Origin of the sequence: Metasolibacillus fluoroglycofenilyticus, assembly GCF_003049645.1 — a bacterium.
GTDB lineage: Bacteria > Bacillota > Bacilli > Bacillales_A > Planococcaceae > Metasolibacillus > Metasolibacillus fluoroglycofenilyticus.
On the sequence record NZ_PYWK01000002.1, the window covers coordinates 131,091 to 148,232 of the forward strand.

Annotated in this window: 13 protein-coding genes and 1 riboswitch; of the genes, 5 read left to right on the forward strand and 8 right to left on the reverse strand. The window is 37.6% G+C overall.

What is annotated here, in order from left to right; genetic code table 11:
- Nucleotides 1-19: 19 nt before the first annotated feature.
- Nucleotides 20-787: an NRDE family protein gene (locus C9J36_RS11185; protein WP_161956408.1), complete on the reverse strand. Its 768-nt coding sequence runs from the start codon at nucleotides 785-787 to the stop codon at nucleotides 20-22.
- A gap of 129 nt (nucleotides 788-916) precedes the next feature.
- Between C9J36_RS11185 and C9J36_RS11190 the strand changes: the two genes are divergently transcribed.
- Nucleotides 917-1,195, forward strand: coding sequence for an amphi-Trp domain-containing protein (locus C9J36_RS11190; RefSeq protein WP_107943175.1), 279 nt, complete (start codon nucleotides 917-919; stop codon nucleotides 1,193-1,195).
- Between the two features lie 716 nt (nucleotides 1,196-1,911).
- On the opposite strand, the gene C9J36_RS11205 is transcribed toward C9J36_RS11190, so the two are convergent.
- The 7 genes from C9J36_RS11205 to kynU all read right to left on the reverse strand — a co-directional run bounded on the left by C9J36_RS11205 (nucleotide 1,912) and on the right by kynU (nucleotide 9,879).
- The gene (locus C9J36_RS11205; protein ID WP_107943178.1) at nucleotides 1,912-2,586 is read right to left on the reverse strand and encodes an ABC transporter ATP-binding protein; all 675 of its coding nucleotides are present in this window, start codon (nucleotides 2,584-2,586) and stop codon (nucleotides 1,912-1,914) included.
- Nucleotides 2,579-3,685: an ABC transporter permease gene (locus C9J36_RS11210; RefSeq protein ID WP_107943179.1), complete on the reverse strand. Its 1,107-nt coding sequence runs from the start codon at nucleotides 3,683-3,685 to the stop codon at nucleotides 2,579-2,581. Before C9J36_RS11210 ends, C9J36_RS11205 begins: the two co-directional genes overlap by 8 nt.
- The gene (locus tag C9J36_RS11215; protein WP_107943180.1) at nucleotides 3,682-4,905 is read right to left on the reverse strand and encodes an ABC transporter permease; all 1,224 of its coding nucleotides are present in this window, start codon (nucleotides 4,903-4,905) and stop codon (nucleotides 3,682-3,684) included. Before C9J36_RS11215 ends, C9J36_RS11210 begins: the two co-directional genes overlap by 4 nt.
- Before the next feature lie 42 nt (nucleotides 4,906-4,947).
- The gene (locus C9J36_RS11220; RefSeq protein ID WP_107943181.1) at nucleotides 4,948-6,483 is read right to left on the reverse strand and encodes a flagellar basal body-associated FliL family protein; all 1,536 of its coding nucleotides are present in this window, start codon (nucleotides 6,481-6,483) and stop codon (nucleotides 4,948-4,950) included.
- Between the two features lie 659 nt (nucleotides 6,484-7,142).
- Nucleotides 7,143-7,985 (reverse strand): tryptophan 2,3-dioxygenase, encoded by an 843-nt coding sequence (gene kynA / locus C9J36_RS11225; protein ID WP_066166753.1) that lies wholly within the window; start codon nucleotides 7,983-7,985, stop codon nucleotides 7,143-7,145.
- Nucleotides 7,985-8,608, reverse strand: a complete 624-nt coding sequence (gene kynB / locus C9J36_RS11230) for an arylformamidase (protein ID WP_066166756.1) — start codon at nucleotides 8,606-8,608, stop codon at nucleotides 7,985-7,987. Before kynB ends, kynA begins: the two co-directional genes overlap by 1 nt.
- Complete coding sequence (kynU, locus tag C9J36_RS11235) at nucleotides 8,608-9,879, reverse strand: kynureninase (protein WP_107943182.1); 1,272 nt, start codon at nucleotides 9,877-9,879, stop codon at nucleotides 8,608-8,610. The genes kynB and kynU overlap by 1 nt, the downstream gene beginning before the upstream one ends.
- A 76-nt stretch (nucleotides 9,880-9,955) precedes the next feature.
- Here kynU and C9J36_RS17700 point away from each other — a divergent pair, with 76 nt between their 5' ends.
- The 4 genes from C9J36_RS17700 to C9J36_RS11255 all read left to right on the forward strand — a co-directional run bounded on the left by C9J36_RS17700 (nucleotide 9,956) and on the right by C9J36_RS11255 (nucleotide 17,142).
- Entirely contained in the window at nucleotides 9,956-10,087 is a 132-nt protein-coding gene (locus tag C9J36_RS17700) for an S-layer homology domain-containing protein (RefSeq protein WP_430010636.1), read from the forward strand.
- A gap of 113 nt (nucleotides 10,088-10,200) precedes the next feature.
- A riboswitch (cobalamin riboswitch) is annotated at nucleotides 10,201-10,399 on the forward strand.
- Between the two features lie 162 nt (nucleotides 10,400-10,561).
- Entirely contained in the window at nucleotides 10,562-11,287 is a 726-nt protein-coding gene (locus C9J36_RS11245) for a DUF4430 domain-containing protein (RefSeq protein ID WP_107943183.1), read from the forward strand.
- A 78-nt stretch (nucleotides 11,288-11,365) separates the two neighbouring features.
- Nucleotides 11,366-15,349 carry an S-layer homology domain-containing protein gene (locus C9J36_RS11250; RefSeq protein WP_107943184.1) on the forward strand — a complete coding sequence of 1,328 codons (3,984 nt, stop codon included), beginning with the start codon at nucleotides 11,366-11,368 and terminating at the stop codon, nucleotides 15,347-15,349.
- 251 nt (nucleotides 15,350-15,600) lie between these two features.
- Nucleotides 15,601-17,142: an S-layer homology domain-containing protein gene (locus C9J36_RS11255; protein WP_107943185.1), complete on the forward strand. Its 1,542-nt coding sequence runs from the start codon at nucleotides 15,601-15,603 to the stop codon at nucleotides 17,140-17,142.

Below are 17,142 nucleotides of genomic sequence, written 5' to 3' on the forward strand. Positions count from 1 at the left end.
TCCCTTTTATAGAAAGGAATTATACTTCACTATGCTGTTTTGTTATCTCAAATCGCACATCCCCAGCAAATTGTCCATTTATAAAGCTGCGCTCTGCGATATCCCAGCCATTATTAGTGTTCTTCACGATGCTAGAAGCTCGCGTACCGTAGCCATCAAAATGGATGAAAATAGATGAAAGCTTTTGTTCCATTTCAAACGGCACGCCTGTGGCAGGTAAATCCCGATTCTCTGCTCTTATTGTGTCCTTTAAAATTGCAAATAATGCCTCATCTTCCGTAGTTGTTTCAATTGTTTCATTAAAAGCATTCTTTAAACGCATCACTTTTGGCCATGGTGTATTAAGCGTCGCATTTGATATACAATGAATACCTGGTGGAACAATCATTAGCTCATCCATCACCGTGTTGTAATGCACTAAATTTTCTTCATCATAAAGCAATACATTAAATGCTCCATACAAATGTCGCTCCTTCTGTAGCTGCTGTGCAAACTGTAGGGCGCTTAGCGGCGTATTCATAAAATCGACAGGCACTTCCCCCCTCGACTTTTCTCCAGTAAGCGGTAAGCGTGGGTCACGGTAATTTGTCACTGCTGCAAAGCGTCCATTATTACTTACAGCAAGCCATGTACCCATTTTTTCCAAATCTCTACCAGCCCAAATATGCGGTGCATCTAACCAATTTTGCATTGCTTGTGCTGGTCGTCTGTAAAACTCATCTCGATTCGCAGCTACAATTAACGAATGCGCTGGATGCACTTTATAACCTAATACGATAATACACATAAAAAATCCCCCTCTACTACTTGAGAGAAGTATAAAATACATTACATCTATACGCAATTGACAGCGCTTACAAATAAGTGGAGAAAATATGATATAATAGAAATAATAATAGAATGAGGAGGGATTTTGATGCAAAAGCCGAACAAGCCCGTTTCAGAAGTTTTAATTAAGCATAAGGAACAACAAAACGTAGAAGAATTTGCCACAACGCTTGAAGCAATTGCTCAAAAGCTTAAGGAAAATGGGGAGTTTACATTTGTCCGAGGAACTGAACCAACAACTGTCCGCCCATCAGAGCAACTCAAAATCGAATACTCCTATACGAAAAAAGGTGACAAGCATTCATTTGAAATTGAGTTTGATTGGTACACAGGTAACGAAGCATTAAAGAAAATAACGATTGAATAGTTGATTGAGGGCTAGGGCTGTCCAAAAAGCCGTGCATAGCCGGCATTTTGGACAGTAGCGATGATGTTTCGCAAAATGTTGATTCATATAAAGTGAACCTTCAATCAGTGGGGGGCTTCGTACACCCCCACTGATTGGTGATAGAGGAACACAAGCGTTTTCGCATCCTGCGAAAACGCTTGTGTGACCAACATCGTGTTGGCCTCATTCTTAGTTTTTACAGGCTGTTTGATTCCCCACTTAAACATCTTGTTTTTATCTGCTGTTTTGAAGTGGGGGTCTGTGCTCCTGCGGTTACTCGTCGCAAACAAATTTGTTAATACGGGATAAGTAGAGAACGCCTCTTTTAAAAATGGAATGAACATTGGCTTTAGCAGTGTTACGCTTCAGTAAAAGGGAAGCGATGAAAACATTGATTTCAGTGCGGTGTCAAAACAAAATGGACTTTTAGGAAAACTCCATTTTTCCTAAAATAAATTTAATGTATGCTTATTATATTTTTGATTATAAACATCTAACATCCCTTGGAATTTCATAACGAATTCAAAAACAGAGATGAAATCTGTGTTGCTAATGCTAACACTTTTATCTGCGGCTGTAGCGCCGAGATAATAGCCTAAAATTTGCGGATTAGTAAAGCGTACTGTCACACTATCGGCGGATGATTGTACACTTGAATTTCTGGACTAAAGTTAGCTGGGGCATAATTAATTGAATCAAGATAAACAATCAACATGGATTCCCCTCGCTGACAGTAAGTTTTGATAGTAATAATCCTTTCCTATTAATAGCACTCTGTCTGTAAATTGCTCTATTTCACTCATATCGTGAGAAGTATAAATTATCGTAGTTCCTTGTGTTTTAGCAAGCAACTGCAAAAAACGCCCAATTTCTTGCTTCGAGCGCATATCAATACCGACAGTTGGTTCATCTAATAGCAGTAGCTCTGGCTGATGAATAAGACTAATTGCTAAATTTAATTTGCGCTTCATTCCACCTGAAAGGCTAGAAACTGGCTCCTTCCATTGCACAAGCTGCATCTCTTCACAAATTTTTTTGCAAGCTTCAATACCGATATTTTTCCAGCTTAATTGCTCAAAATAGCGCATATTATCTTCAACTGAAAAATGCTCCCAAATTGCTAAATCCTGAGGAACAAAGCCAATCTTTTGCTTAATCTCTTGATAGTGCTGACGGTATGATAATCCGTTCCAATATATTTCACCCGCATCTGGTCGCAGTAATGTGGATAAAATATGCAGTAATGTTGACTTTCCAGCACCATTCTCACCGACAAGCCCGACGATTTCCCCACGTTCAATAGTTAATGAAATATTTTCTAAAACGCTTTTCTTTTTGTAACTCTTATTAATTGTTTGCACCTCAAGCATCTTTTAACCTCCTAAACAAAAGAAGAGATATACTGCAAAAGGCTAATCCTAACAATGGCACTTCCTGCTTCAATAGAGCATAAAGAGGCTGTGTCGCACTGAGTAATTGATGGATTATGCCGCTATCTCGAATCGGTACAATACCGCTGCTTGTTAAAGTAAATAGCAAAGTAAATAAAATTGATAAAATATAATAGGTTAATACATTTTTACATAAGTGTGCGAGAATAAAAACGTAACCATTTAACGTCAATCGGAACAATAAAAGTGCCATTATTGCCCAGGCGGATATTTCATAACTAAATAGTAAAAGTGCTAATAAATCCATCATACAAAAAAAACTGAAATAAATTACAGATAAGAAAAAGACGTATTTTTTATAGGACTGTGCACTTAGTGACCAACGTAGCATTGACGGTTCCTTTCGCTCCTTCACTAGCCAATCAAATAAAAAGAAGGTTGACAATATGGTGAAGCTAGACCAAATAACCCAAGCTGATATAAACGGCGATTTCTCCATAACATCTTGTTCCATCTGAAAAAAGGAAAAAGGAATGGAGATTAAATCGGTTCCATCTTGGCGAGCACTTACTTTCCCCTCAATTATTTGTTCATCAAATAAATGCATTAAATCATTATCTTGCAATAGCTGCTCAACATCACGTACTACCTTTGAACGAAGTGCCTGCTCCATTACAATCGAGCTAACGATTTCCTTTGCCGCCTCATATGCATAAGAGCGATTCGAGGCATACGCTTCAACGATTTTTTTTCTACCTAATTTCATATTTTCCTCGTACTTGCCACGAATGACAAAAACACTATCAAGCTCGTGCTGCTCTAAAAGACGTAGCATCTCAGACTTTTTCATAATGCGTACATCTAAATACTCTACTTGCTGTAAGTGCTCAACTACTTCCGCTGCATAAGTAGAATCATCCTCTAACGCAACACCTATCGGTATTTTGCTGTCATCTAAAAGAGAAAGCATCAAGTTGTAAATAACGATTGTCGCTATAAAGGGAAATAACAGCCATACGATTGTTGACTTCCATTCATATTTTAATTGCAATATTCGCAAATAAATAGCTCTTTTCATCGTTGTCTCCTCTCCAGAAGCCGTGCCAGTAGATGATAAAGTATGGCACTCACAGCCGCAAAAATAGCTAGACTACTATAGTTCGCATAGTTGCGATTTTCAAGTGCAATATCAATCATCCATGAAAAAGCTTCATAAGGAAATGTATATGTAATAAAGTGCTGTAGTGCGTATGGAAAATAAATAATCGGCAACACGGCTCCACTTATCAGAATAACAAACACTACTAAAGCAATTTGAAGCATAAGCCTCGCTTTAGCATCATGACAAATAAGCTCTACAAGCCCTAATAAATAAGTAAAGCAAATACAATAAAATAACACGAACAATAAAAGCCGCATATAATCAAGCGGATAAAGCGCTAGCTCCAGCCAGTAATTTGCCACGCTATAAAGCACAATTAAAAATACTAGCGAGCCGACTATTGCAACAATCCCCTTAGCAATAAAACCTTGTGCAACCGTCACACCAAACATTTGTAAACGCTTCTGAATACTAAGCGTTTCCTCTTTCATTAAAAGCATATGAAAGCCCACTAGCCAAACTGTTAGACAAATGAATAATGTTGAAATTGTGTAATAATAAACAGGCTTACTTGTGGCAATGTTATTGATTGTATTTTGAACAAGTAAATTATTTTTTCCTAATGTAAAAATAGCGTATTCAATAAATATTTCTTCTTGTAACTGCCTATATTTCTCTTTGCTTATCGACGTTTCTTGCGCATATTCATATACCGTCAAAATACTCGCTTGGGCTGATTCTATATAAGAAGACATACTGTGAAGCAAGTTTTTAATCATCGCATTTTCTATCGGCTTGTTTGGATTACCAACAAGCGGTAAAGCAATTGGATTCCCCGCATATAAATCATTTGTTAAACCTGTGGGAAATTGCACATAGCTTGTTATTCGTCGCTCTTTCATTGCTTGCTGCGCTTCCTTCTCAGACATGCGCTCTATCTCAATATAGTCATTGCCTTTGAGCGCCATCACAAGCAATTGTGTTAACACCTTCGTTTCTTCAGTGCGGTCATTGTCAACAATCGCTAGTGTAGATTTCTGTTGTTCACTAGGCATCATGAATTGTAATATGAGTAGAATAATTAAAGAAATCATGCAAATCGGCATGATAAAAAGAAGAAGAAGTGAGGACCACTTCTTCTTTAAATAACGTACATTTTGCGTTGTAAAAAAGAATATATTTTTCAGTACTTTCATGTAATATACCCCTTACTCGCCTAGCGCAAATAATCTATCTCTTTAATAATCATCTTGATTTTCTTCATAGTCTTCATCAAACTCGAAGTCATAATCTTCCCCGTAATATTCATCAAAATCGAAATCTTCATCATAGTAGTAATCATCATAATAATAGTCATCATAGAAGTAATCATTAAAGCCTGTTTCTTCCATAAAGTTTTCTGCCCAAACTAAAGCATTTTCAAGAACTGTAGCCATATAATCAGAAAGCTCTTCCTCTGATAAATTACTTACATCCTTTATTTTAGCTGGTAATTCGATAGCCTTTACTTTTTTACTGTCCTGCTCAATTGTTATAGCTATTTTACCAAGACCAGCCATTTCAATGTAGATTGTATGCTCCCCATTTACGCTATCTGCCCTATACTCCGATGTACCATCCCAATTTAACGTAACTGACTCGCCTGCACCTTCAAAAATAAATTTACGTTCGAAGTTGTGCTGATTTTTTTCCTTATTTTCCTCTGACTCATAAACAATTTTCACATCTTCTAAAGCTAGTTGAACACGGTCAGATGCTTTATCACTTTTTTGGAATTTCCCATCAATGGAAACCTGCTCTTCAGCACCTTTCAATTGATAGTCAAATGTAAACTCATTACCAAATGTTTGCTTTCCAGTAATGACAAAATCATCTGTTTCTTTAAATTTCAATTCTCGTTCAATAATTTTACCCTTTTCAACCCAAATTGTTGAAACAAAGCCGAACTCGATTTCACCCAATCCATCAATCAATTGCTTTTTCATTTCTGTAACGGTTTCATCATCACAAACACCTTGTGTTGCCATAACTTGCTTTAAAATTGTCTCAAGTTCAGGGTCTGTTTCTAGCTTTTTTGCAATGGCTTCCATCACTTTTTTCACATCTTGCTTTGATAAATCCATAACAATTTTATTTTTCTCTTTTGTAAAAGCTTCTTCCGGTAACTCTTTGAAAATAGTAGTAGCTAAGTTTTTCTTAATATATTCTTGTTGCTCCTTCGTCATAATTTCTGTTTCAAATAAAACATCTTGCCCACAGCTTAGTTCGCCATCGGCTAGTTCATTTAACTTTTCTGCTGAAACAGATATTGCCTCTGTTAAAAACGGTGCATTGAATACATATTCCTCCTGTGTCGCGAACAATTCAAAATTATCTACTTTGACATCTGCAATCTCCCCACCTAAACCGAATGCAAACTTTTTATTTTTCACATCTGATGTTGCCGAAATATTAATTGCTGAAGAGTTAATAATATCGAATATTGGACTTTCCTCATAATCACTTTGAATTTCACCAGTAATTTTTAGGTCATTTTGGATAACAGCCGTTTTTGCTAATTCGGACCATTTCAATTCTTCTTTATACTTATCTTCAAAGAAAGCAACCATTTCACTAGCAGTTTCAGATTCAGCAGCAAGATATGCGGCTTTCGGAGATTTCATAAATAACGCTCCTGCACCAACCCCTCCTGCTAAAACAAGTGCTGCTACACCTCCGCCGATTAGCCATTTCTTTTTTGAACCACTCGCTACTTTTTGTTCTTGCACTTCCATACATTCTCACCTTTCTCTGTATTAATACGCCTCGACTAACTCTAATCCAGATTTCTCCAAGTTCATGCAAAAAAACGCCATAAAGCTTATGACTTCCACGAAAGGCTTCGGATTAACTTGAACTGAATTTCCCTCTATTAGCGAGTATTAAAATAATGCATTCTGAATCAGACAAGTATGTACTGTATTTTTTGTCGAAATATTTCTAATTTCTATGTCAAAAGTTATGTCTGAAAAACAGAATAGTTCTAGTATACAAAAAATGGCGTAAAAATTATAGCAAAATTTGTTTATTTATCATACATTAGGTCCATATGTATATAAAAGGCTAAAAACAGAACTAAACTATAAGACCTATTTTTAGCTCTACCTTTGTATTTAATTGTATTTTAATAAGGGCTTAAGATATTAAAACCTTCAAATACTAGCTATAAAATTCTTTTTAAATTTTTCTCAATTATTATCTAGGTATATAGAAGCAGTTTATCACGCATTAACAGGCAGTAGGGCTTCCACTTCAAGACTTAAGTGAAAATGATACTGCCCGTAAAAGCCCGATTGGTTTAACTAACAATCAGTGGGGATGAGAAAAACCTCCACTGATTGAAGTTTCACTTTATTTAATCAAGCTAATTTTTACGTAACTAAACTTACTCCTATCAAAGCTCTGTGCGTAGCTGCCATAGCTCTGGGAAGAAATATTGGTCTAACACTTTTTTCAAATAGCTAACACCACCTGAGCCACCTGTTCCCATTTTAAAGCCAATAATGCGCTCAACCGTTTTCATATGGCGGAAACGCCACTGCTGGAATAAGTCCTCAATGTCGACAAGCTCCTCAGCAAGCTCATATAAATCAAAATATTTCTCAGGCTCGCGATAAACAGCCTTCCATGCCTCTTTCACACTGTCATTTGCCTCATACTTTGCTGTTACATCGCGTGATAATACTTCCTCATCAATGGTAAATCCGCGCTTTGCCAGCGTGCGAATCGCTTCATCATATAGGCTAGGCGCATTATAAGCTTCTTGAAGCATTGCTAATATTTTTTCATCATGTGCATAAATTTGCAAAATATGCGGTGTTTTATAGCCAAAATAAAACTCTAGTAAACGATTTTGATAGGATTGAAAACCTGATGAATTCCCGAGTTGGTCTCGGAAATTTAAGTAATCAGCAGGCGTTAATGTTGCAAGCACATCCCATACGTTTTTTAGCTGGTTTTGCACTTGTGAAACACGCGCTAGCTTTTTAAATGATTCAGGTAAGCGCCCATTATGAATATCAAGCGTTGCCGATTTGACTTCATGTAAAATTTGCTTCATCCAAAGCTCACTGACATGATGGACAACGATAAAAAGCATTTCATCATGCTCATCTGTTAGCGGCTTTTGACAAGCTAAAACCTCGTTTAAATGTAAATAATCTGTATAGGTCATACGGTCTTTGAAATCCGTAACGATTTTTTTCTCATCTTCAAATGGCTTGTAATTGTTCGACATTATTGCTCCTCCTCTTTGATGACTGCTCTTACAGGACTACCATCTGCTCCTTCTATTAATAGAGGTAAAATAATCATCTCATAGCGCCCTGCTTTGATATGCTCAAGCAATAAGTTTTCTACTATATAAATATCACTTTCTACTAGCGCATGATGTATTGGTAGCTCCTTTGAAGTTACTTTATCAACCGATGGCACATCCACTCCAATTAAATTAATGCCGCTTTCTTTTAAATACGCTACAGTTTCTATTGTTAGTGTAGGTACTTCCTGAGGAAAAATATGTGCGTTAGCTAGCGTTTTTGTTTTAAAAAATACAGCATTTACTCCTGTAATTTTCCCTGCAACATGCGACATTTCAATAAATTCACTATCCAAGCATTCCACAACGACCACTTTTCCGATACAGCGCTCTAAATCAAGCTGCTCAAATGTCTGTCCATTGTTATCAAAATGAAATGGTGCGTCCATATGCGTGCCTGAGTGAAGGCTCATCTGTAGCATACCGACATTGACAGAGCCTGTTTGCTCCTTTGTTGCAACCGTTTCATAGATGAATTTTGTATCGCCTGCCCATGTCGCGATATTTTTGTTCAACGGCTGTGTTATATCAATCCACCCCATTACGCTACAATCTCTCTTTCATTCGTAAATTTCTCATATGCTTTCGTTTCCATAATATCCTTTAAAATTTCAAAACATTTATACACTTCTTCAAATGTGTTATACATTGCAACTGCCGCTAAGCGAATCCCCTGTGGTGCACGGAAATCAGGAATAACACCGCGCTCCTTCAATGCCTTGCAAATGCGTGCGGCATCTGGATGCTCTAGATAAATATGACCACCACGCCTTTCATGCTCTACTGGGCTACACACTTTAAAGCTATATTCACCAAGCATATCCTCCACGCATTGCAGCATGTAATCTGATAATGCCAACGAACGCTTTCGCACATTATCAATGCCCATTTCATTAAACAACCCAAGCGCTCCTAACAATGGCGCCATACTCAACACATTTGGTGTTCCTACCTGAAAGCCCCCAGCCTCAAATGCTGGCTCAAATGTATGACTCATCGTAAATTGCTTTTCTTTATTTGAGCCAAACCAGCCAGCTAAGCCCGGTGCTGTCCCAAAATGCTTCTCATGCACAAAAAGAGCCCCTGTACTACCCGGTCCGCCATTCAAATGCTTATACGTGCACCAAAAAGCAAAATCCACATTCCAGTCATGTAAATGATGTACAACTGAGCCAACTGAATGACATAAATCAAAGCCAATTATAATACCACGTTCATGTGCTGCCTTCGTTAATTGCTCCATATTTAAAATTTGCCCACTGCGATAAAGCACACCCGATAAAACAATTAATGCTACTTCATCTGTCATTGCCGCAATAATATCTTCTTCATCTAGCATTTGCCCATCTCGTGATGCCACGCAAATTAAATGTGACTCATCATAACCCTTTAATGCTAGTTGTGATTTTAAAGCATAAATATCAGAGGGGAAATTTAATTCATCCGCTAAAATCTTCGTTCTCTTTCCCTCTGGCTTGTAAAATGTTGCAACGAGCTGATGTAAATTGCTCGTTGTCGAGCCAGTGACAACTACCTCTTCCTTTTGTGCGCCTACAATTTGTGCCATTTGTGCACCAAGCTTCTCGGCAAGGAAAAACCAAGCATGCTCGCCCTTTGTCCAACCATCAATACCGTATTCTTTCCATGAATTCATCAAGCTGTGTAACGTCTTTTCTGCGCGCTTTGACATCAGCCCTAATGAATTGCCATCGAAATAAATACGCCCCTCTTGCATATAAAACTCCTCCCGCATTGAGGCAATTTCATATGTTTCATCTAAGCGTTTGGCATATGCCCATGTGTTTGCTGTCATGCGTCAGCCACCCCTCTTCTTATTTTTAACACTCAAATTGATAGTAACATTCATAAGGATATGAGAAAACCTTTATATTGAGCTATTAAATAGCCTTAATATTATGACAGGAAAAGAGAATGGAAATTTTGAGCCAAAAGTTCCATTAACTCGTGGACAAACGGCAAAAATACTAAAAAGAACGCTACAAATTGCAAATATGATGTAATATTTTAAATTTAAAGGAGGCCATCTGAAACATTTATTATTTCAGATGGTCTTTTCTCTTTTTCTAACTATTTCGAAAACCAGAGAATTATGCTACACTTACCAATAAGTGAATAGTAACTGCAGAATAAAGGTGCTCAATTTATGAGCTTAATAGGGAATTCGGTGCAAAACCGAAGCTGTTTCCGCAACTGTAAGTGTAGATGACTACAGAGTATACCACTGTCCAACGAGGAAAAATGCCTCTAGTAGATGGGAAGGTTCTGAACTAGGATACACGAGCCAGGAGACCTGCCTTTATTTCATCGTATTAACTCTCTTCGGAAGCTAGGAGAACTTACGGCAAATAGACGGACAGGCACACTATGCCTATTTTCTGTTTTCCATGAGATGCTTCCCCTTTTTGGAGGAGCATCTTTTTATTTTTGAGTTAACTGCAAAACATTCACGAAATAAAAAATAGGAGGTTTTGTAAATGGTTCAATTCAAAAAATGGTGGCATCTAGCGTTTGCCCTGCTTTTGGCAGTTTCGCTCGTATCACCAGCAGCAAGTGCGGCGGTATTACAGCCGGTAAATGAGGTACAACGAGCAACAGTGTCAAATGTTTCCTTATCTGTTGATGGATTATATGGCACACCTATTGTTACTTCCACAACTCAAGATGTTACTGCTAGTACAACTGCATTATCATTTTTAGAGCAAGTATTAACAGCTCAAAACAAGTCTTATGTCGTAACAGTTCACCCTACTTTTGGTCCATATCTTGAGTCAATCGAAGGACTAGCAGCTGGTAGCCTAGGTGGCTGGGATGGCTGGGTATATACAGTAAATGGTAACAGTCCCACTGTTGGATTAGACGCTTATGTATTATCTGCTAATGATGTAGTTCGTGTGTATTACACAACTTGGGCTCAATTAAAGACTACAAATACAGTTGCTGTCGATGATATAAATCCATCTGTTACAGTAAATTTAACTGGTGATTTATTTAATACTGTGGCGGCTTCTAATTTAGCAAATTGGACAATTAATACAGGTACAACTGCATTAACAGCGCAGTCGATTACTGTGAATACAAATCAACAAGCTGTCATTACATTTGCAGGTCAAGCAAATGCAGGCACTATTATCATTACGGCCTCTGCTAGTGCATTACTTGGCGGTTTAGCAAGTGATCCTCTTGAAATCGAAGTACAATAGCTAAGTCAACTAATACTGACAAGGTGATACACTCTTTCCTTGTCAGTATTTAACTATTTATAAAGGTGTGATTTTGAATTGACTATATGGAAAAAACAACTGCATATAGCACTTGTCTTTATTTTAGTATTATCACTATTCTCTCCAGTTAGTGTAATTAAAGCACAGCATTTTGAAGGAGAAATAAACGAGCTAAACATTGAAAATACTAATGAAATCAGCGATAGTAATCTTGATAATTTAATAGAACAAGATAATGCTATAGAGCCTAATAATGAAATAGAATTGGAAGATTCAACAGAGCAAGATAATGTATTAAAATCTGAAAGCGAGCTTGGGCAACAGATACCATTAGGTGATTCAGATGGATTAGCTCCTTTTATGGAATTTACACCGCCTTTAATTAATGCTATCCAGCTGAATCCAGAGGGACCTTTATTATTAAAATCGGGTGATACAGCTCAACTTACTGCTTCTATCCCAACTACAGATGATAGCGCCATAATTACATGGACTTCGAGTAATCCTGAAGTTGCAGCAGTTGATGCCGATGGGCTCATAACAGCTGTCGGCATTGGAGATACAGAGATTACTGCTACCGTAGATACAATATCTAAAACTGTTAAAGTTCAGGTTGTTCCAGAGGCAGTAAAGGAAATAAGCGATTTAATTATCGCATTGCCTGATGAATTAGAACCAACCGAAGCGATTTATCAACAACTAGTTGCAATTAGAGAAAAAGAAGCTAAATTACAACAGTTAGGCATACGAAATATATTCGATACGACGCCTTATCAACAACTGTTACGTCAAAAAGAAGCTAACTTCGCCATCAACTATATGACCGATCCAACTAATGCGACACCTCCTGTTGAGCAAATAACGACTTTAGATGCAAATCTTAGTGCTCAGCTTGAAGAAATACGTAAAGTATATACATCTCTTTTCAACATTAGCGGTCGATGGAAGCCGACTGATTCAACATTAGAAGCTCTTGATCATGCGTTAGCTGAAAAAGAAGTTAAATATGCAATTCTTGCTATTGACGCACTTCCAGAAATAGAAGATTTAACAGTAAATCCGATAATAAAAGAATCTCTAGACTATGCTAGAAAAAAGTATAATGGCATAACTAGCGTCCGAACAGTGCCTAATCCATGGGTCCCTAGTTTACCCCCTGTAAATCAACCGTTTAAAGATGACGTCACAAACAAACAAGAGCTTTTTGCCAAGGAAGCAAAATATGTAGCATTGTTAATTGATGCCATTGATGTAACTAGCCCATTCGCTTTTGAGCAATTAAAAGCAGCTAAAGATGCGTATCAAAGCTTATTACGTATAACAGACCCTGGAAACTGGCAAAGTCGCATAGGCAACTATAATACTTTGTTAGAAAAAGAAAAAATACTGAATGCAGAAGGTGATATCAATCTAGTTATCTCTAAAATTGATGCGCTTCCTTCTGTAGAAACACTAGTTTGGGCTGACAGATCGAAAGTAATTGAGGCACAGCTGGCCTATGATCAATTGCTAGATGAATTCAAAACTCGTGTCACAAACTATGCAATATTAGAGGCTTTACAAAAACGTTTAATAGAATTGCAACCTCCTACAGTCGATGCCTATCATGCTGTTGCCAATTATTTATTATCAAGCTCAGCTATACCTACTTATGGCTCAGAATGGACAATTTTAACATTAGCTCGTGGTGACAATTCTGATAAATATAAAGATTATTATGAGCAATATTATAGCAATCTCGTAAAACATGTAAAAGCAACAAATGGGAAAATAGGTAGCCAATCAACAGATTGGTCTCGAGTAATTATTGCACTTACTGCAATTGGTAAAGATCCTAGAGATGTTGGTGGTTACAATCTTGTAGAAAAGTTAACAGATTATAATTTTGCTATAAGTCCTGGCATAAACTCCGCAGTCTATTCATTGATTGCCCTTGATACTTGGGCATTCGATTTGCCAGAAACAGCAACAACAACGCGAGATAAATTAATAGATTATATTTTATCGAAGGAAATTAAAGGTGTTGGTGGCTTTGCATTAAGTGGTAGTAATGATGACGCAGACGTAACAGGGATGACACTACAAGCACTTGCACCATATTATCAAAGTAATATAAAAGTAAAAGAAGTAATTGATCGAGCAATTGCTAAATTAGCAATAATACAATTACCTAATGGTGGCTATAAATCAGCAGATTTTTCTTCATTCAAAGGTTCTGAAAACCCTGAAAGTGCTGCCCAAGTTGTAACAGCACTTGTAAGCTTAGGGATTGATGTAAATAAGGATGAACGATTTAACAAAGTCATTTCTAATATAATGACATATCAATCAACTGACGGTGGCTTTAAACATGTTCATAGCCAAACAAATGCAAATGGCATGGCAACAGTGCAGGTTGGTTATACATTAGCAGCCTACAACCGTTTACTAAGTGGACAAACAACGCTATACGATATGTCAGATACGAAAGATAATCCATCTAAGCCTGACGACGGGGATGATAGCGATGAGGAGGAGCCTTCCCCTCCTGATAATAATGGAAATCCACCAACTGTTCCTTCTGAAAAAGAGGAAATTGGCTATGCAACGGTATCTATTCGAATTTCTTCCAATGAAGTACCGTTAAGAGCAACAGCAACTAAATTATTTGCTGGAGAAACGGCTTTTGATGTTTTAAGACGTGTAACTGAGGAAAATGGCATTGCATTAAGCTATCGCCAAACAGAGTATGGCGTATATATTGATGGTATCGCAGGTCTTTATGAATTCGACCGCGGGGCTTTAAGTGGTTGGATGTATCGAGTAAATGGTCATTTCCCTTCATACTCTGCTGCCAATTACGTTCTCTCTGCAAATGATTCTGTTGAATGGCTTTATACAACTGATTTAGGAAAAGATGTTGGTGGTTATGTTGACGGAATTGAAAGTGGCGGCGCTGGTGGTACTGTCTGCGCTGAGGATGATGAGGAATGCAAAGAAAAGCAATGTCCTGAAGGCGTGGAAGATTGTGAAACTGAACAAGCTGAAAATGGTGGGGAAACAACTGTAGTGGACAGTACAGTTACTGAAATTACAGTTGAAGCTGGCAGCAACAAAGCAGTCATTACATCGGAAAATATTCAAGAATATCTTGAAAAGAATATTCAAACGCTTATCGTTCAAAGTGAAAATAACTTCAAAGTAGAAGTTCCGACAGCTACATTTGCAGGAATTCAACTTGCGGAAGATGAAAACGTAGTAATTTCAGTCACTAAGCAGCCTGAAAATAACCAATTCACTGTCAACTTTGGAATCGAAACCGCTGATGGCAGATTAAAACCACTTTCAACAAAGCAAGATTACTTAAAAGTAACGATTCCTTCTAGTGATATTTCGCCAAAGACAGTTGTTTTACAACTTGTTGGTGGTCAATATAAAGCAGTACCACATAAAATCGTGGATGGTCAAATTATTGTATTAACGAAAGCAAGCGGTACATTCGTTGTTACGGAAAGCTCAGTTACATTTAATGATATTGCCCATCTAGCAAACAAAGAGGAAATTGAGTATTTAGCAAGTCGTCTTGTTATTCAAGGTGTAACACCTGATACATTTGAACCGAATAAACCGATTACTCGTGCACAATTTGCAGCATTGGTCAGTCGCGCACTTGGCTTACAGCTAACAGGTGAAAATCCATTTAGCGATACTGATGGCAAATGGTATGAACGAGATGTTCAAGCTTTGTTTGAAGCAGGTATTACAAATGGGACGACTGCTTCAACATTTGACCCAGAAGCGCATATTACACGTGAACAAGCTGCTGCCCTAATGGCTCGTGTACTTGAATATGTGAACTATCAGGCACAGACAGCTAGCGATACAAATTATAATGATCAAAATTTAATTAGCTCTGAATACCAATCGTATATCGAGCTATTAAATAGCCTTGATATTATGACAGGTAAGCCTGATGGCTCGTTTGACCCAAAATCTTCATTAACACGTGATCAAACAGCCAAAATTTTAAAACGTACATTAATGATTATAGATATGATGTAATTTTCTCCGTAAAAAAGAGGAACCTTGAAAGCATTGATTTTCAAACGATTCATACGACTATTTAAAAGGTTGTAAATGCTGAATTGAACACCTTTTCTTTTGAAATAAAATGAATAAGTAAAAATCAATTTTTCATTGTATCAAAGACAAGTCAAACTTTTCATACAGCCTTGTTGTGACAATATAGAAGCTAGGGCTGTCCAAAAGGTATATCCTTTTTGGATGGCCCTTTTAAAATGGAGGTCGATTAAATGAAGCAAAAATTATCTATGTTACTTATGATGTTACTTGCTCTAATGCTAATTGTAGCACCCGTTTCTGCACAAAATGCTTCGACGATAGATGCTTATAAAACAACTGGGCAATTTATGGTGACGAAAGCGCCAAATCCCTCTTTTGGGGATGAGTGGTTTATTATTGCACTGGCACGCGGTGAATATGCTGTCCCAAAAGGTTATTACGATAAATACTATGCCAATGTCGTAAAGCATGTACAGGCGGTCAAAGGTGAACTACATAGCCGCAAATATACGGAGTATTCACGTTTAATTATTGCCCTCACTGCCATCGGAAAAGACCCGACAAATGTAGGTGGATATAATTTAGTTGACAAATTAGCCGATTTTGAAAAAGTCGTATGGCAAGGTCCTAATGGGGCTTATTTTGCACTTATCGCTTTAGATACATGGAATTTTGAACTTCCTAAAACAGCAACAACAACACGTGCAAAACTAATCGAGCATATTTTAAAGAAGCAATTGCCTGATGGGGGCTGGGATTTATCAGGAACAAAGGCAGACCCTGATATGACAGCGATGGCCATTCAAGCCCTTTCAACATATAAGGAGAAAACGGAAGTTAAAGCATCCATTGATAAGGCTCTTAACGCATTACAAAATTTGCAAGATAAAAATGGGAGCTACCAAAGCTGGGGCACAACTAATTTAGAAAGTGTAGCACAAGTCATTACAGCGCTTGCAAGCTTAAATATTGATGCCAATAAGGAACAGCGTTTTAATAGACTATTTACAAGCTTTTTCACGTTCTATCACGCAAAGGATGGTGGCTTTAAACATGTATTGGCAGAATCCACAGCAAATGGAATGGCAACAGAACAGGCTGCTTATACATTAGCCGCTTATAATCGACTGCTTGCTGGTAAAACAAAGCTTTATGATATGTCAGATACAAAGCCGAATAATGCGTCGACACCAGAGCAACCAAGCCAGCCAATAGCTCCTCCTCAGAAAGTAAGCTTTAAGGATATCGAGTCGCATTGGGCAAAATCAGATATTGAGGCGGCAGTAGCACAAGGCTTGCTAAAGGGTTACGAGGACAACACATTTAAGCCAAATAATAATTTAACACGTGTACAAGCTGTATCCATTTTAGTTCGAGCACTCAATTTAACAAGCACAAGCAATGCTCCTTTCACAGACATTAGCTCATACAGTGATGAGACAAAGCGAGAAATTGCAGCAGCCTATGAGGCCAATTTATTAGTAGGCAAGTCAAATAAATTTTCACCCTCCTCCCCTATTTCGCGCGAGGAATTAGCCGTAATGCTAGCAAATGCTTATACACATCAAAATGGCAAAGCTTATTTAGCTACAAATATCGCACCTTTAAGTGATATTGCAAAATTACAAAAGGAATCACAGCAGGCAATTACGTTTTTATATGATTTTGAAATTGCACAGGGTGCAGATGGTTCGTTTAATCCTGCTAATTTTATTACTCGTGCACATGCAGCAAAAATGTATGTCAATTTCTTAAAGGTAGTGAATGATTAA

Excerpts from the sequence above, each read along its gene's own strand:
- C9J36_RS11185 (WP_161956408.1), bottom strand. The coding sequence starts at position 787 with ATGTGTATTATCGTATTAGGTTATAAAGTGCATCCAGCGCATTCGTTA.
- C9J36_RS11190 (WP_107943175.1), top strand. The coding sequence starts at position 917 with ATGCAAAAGCCGAACAAGCCCGTTTCAGAAGTTTTAATTAAGCATAAG.
- C9J36_RS11205 (WP_107943178.1), bottom strand. The coding sequence starts at position 2,586 with ATGCTTGAGGTGCAAACAATTAATAAGAGTTACAAAAAGAAAAGCGTT.
- C9J36_RS11210 (WP_107943179.1), bottom strand. The coding sequence starts at position 3,685 with ATGAAAAGAGCTATTTATTTGCGAATATTGCAATTAAAATATGAATGG.
- C9J36_RS11215 (WP_107943180.1), bottom strand. The coding sequence starts at position 4,905 with ATGAAAGTACTGAAAAATATATTCTTTTTTACAACGCAAAATGTACGT.
- C9J36_RS11220 (WP_107943181.1), bottom strand. The coding sequence starts at position 6,483 with ATGGAAGTGCAAGAACAAAAAGTAGCGAGTGGTTCAAAAAAGAAATGG.
- kynA (WP_066166753.1), bottom strand. The coding sequence starts at position 7,985 with ATGTCGAACAATTACAAGCCATTTGAAGATGAGAAAAAAATCGTTACG.
- kynB (WP_066166756.1), bottom strand. The coding sequence starts at position 8,608 with ATGGGGTGGATTGATATAACACAGCCGTTGAACAAAAATATCGCGACA.
- kynU (WP_107943182.1), bottom strand. The coding sequence starts at position 9,879 with ATGACAGCAAACACATGGGCATATGCCAAACGCTTAGATGAAACATAT.
- C9J36_RS11245 (WP_107943183.1), top strand. The coding sequence starts at position 10,562 with ATGGTTCAATTCAAAAAATGGTGGCATCTAGCGTTTGCCCTGCTTTTG.
- C9J36_RS11255 (WP_107943185.1), top strand. The coding sequence starts at position 15,601 with ATGAAGCAAAAATTATCTATGTTACTTATGATGTTACTTGCTCTAATG.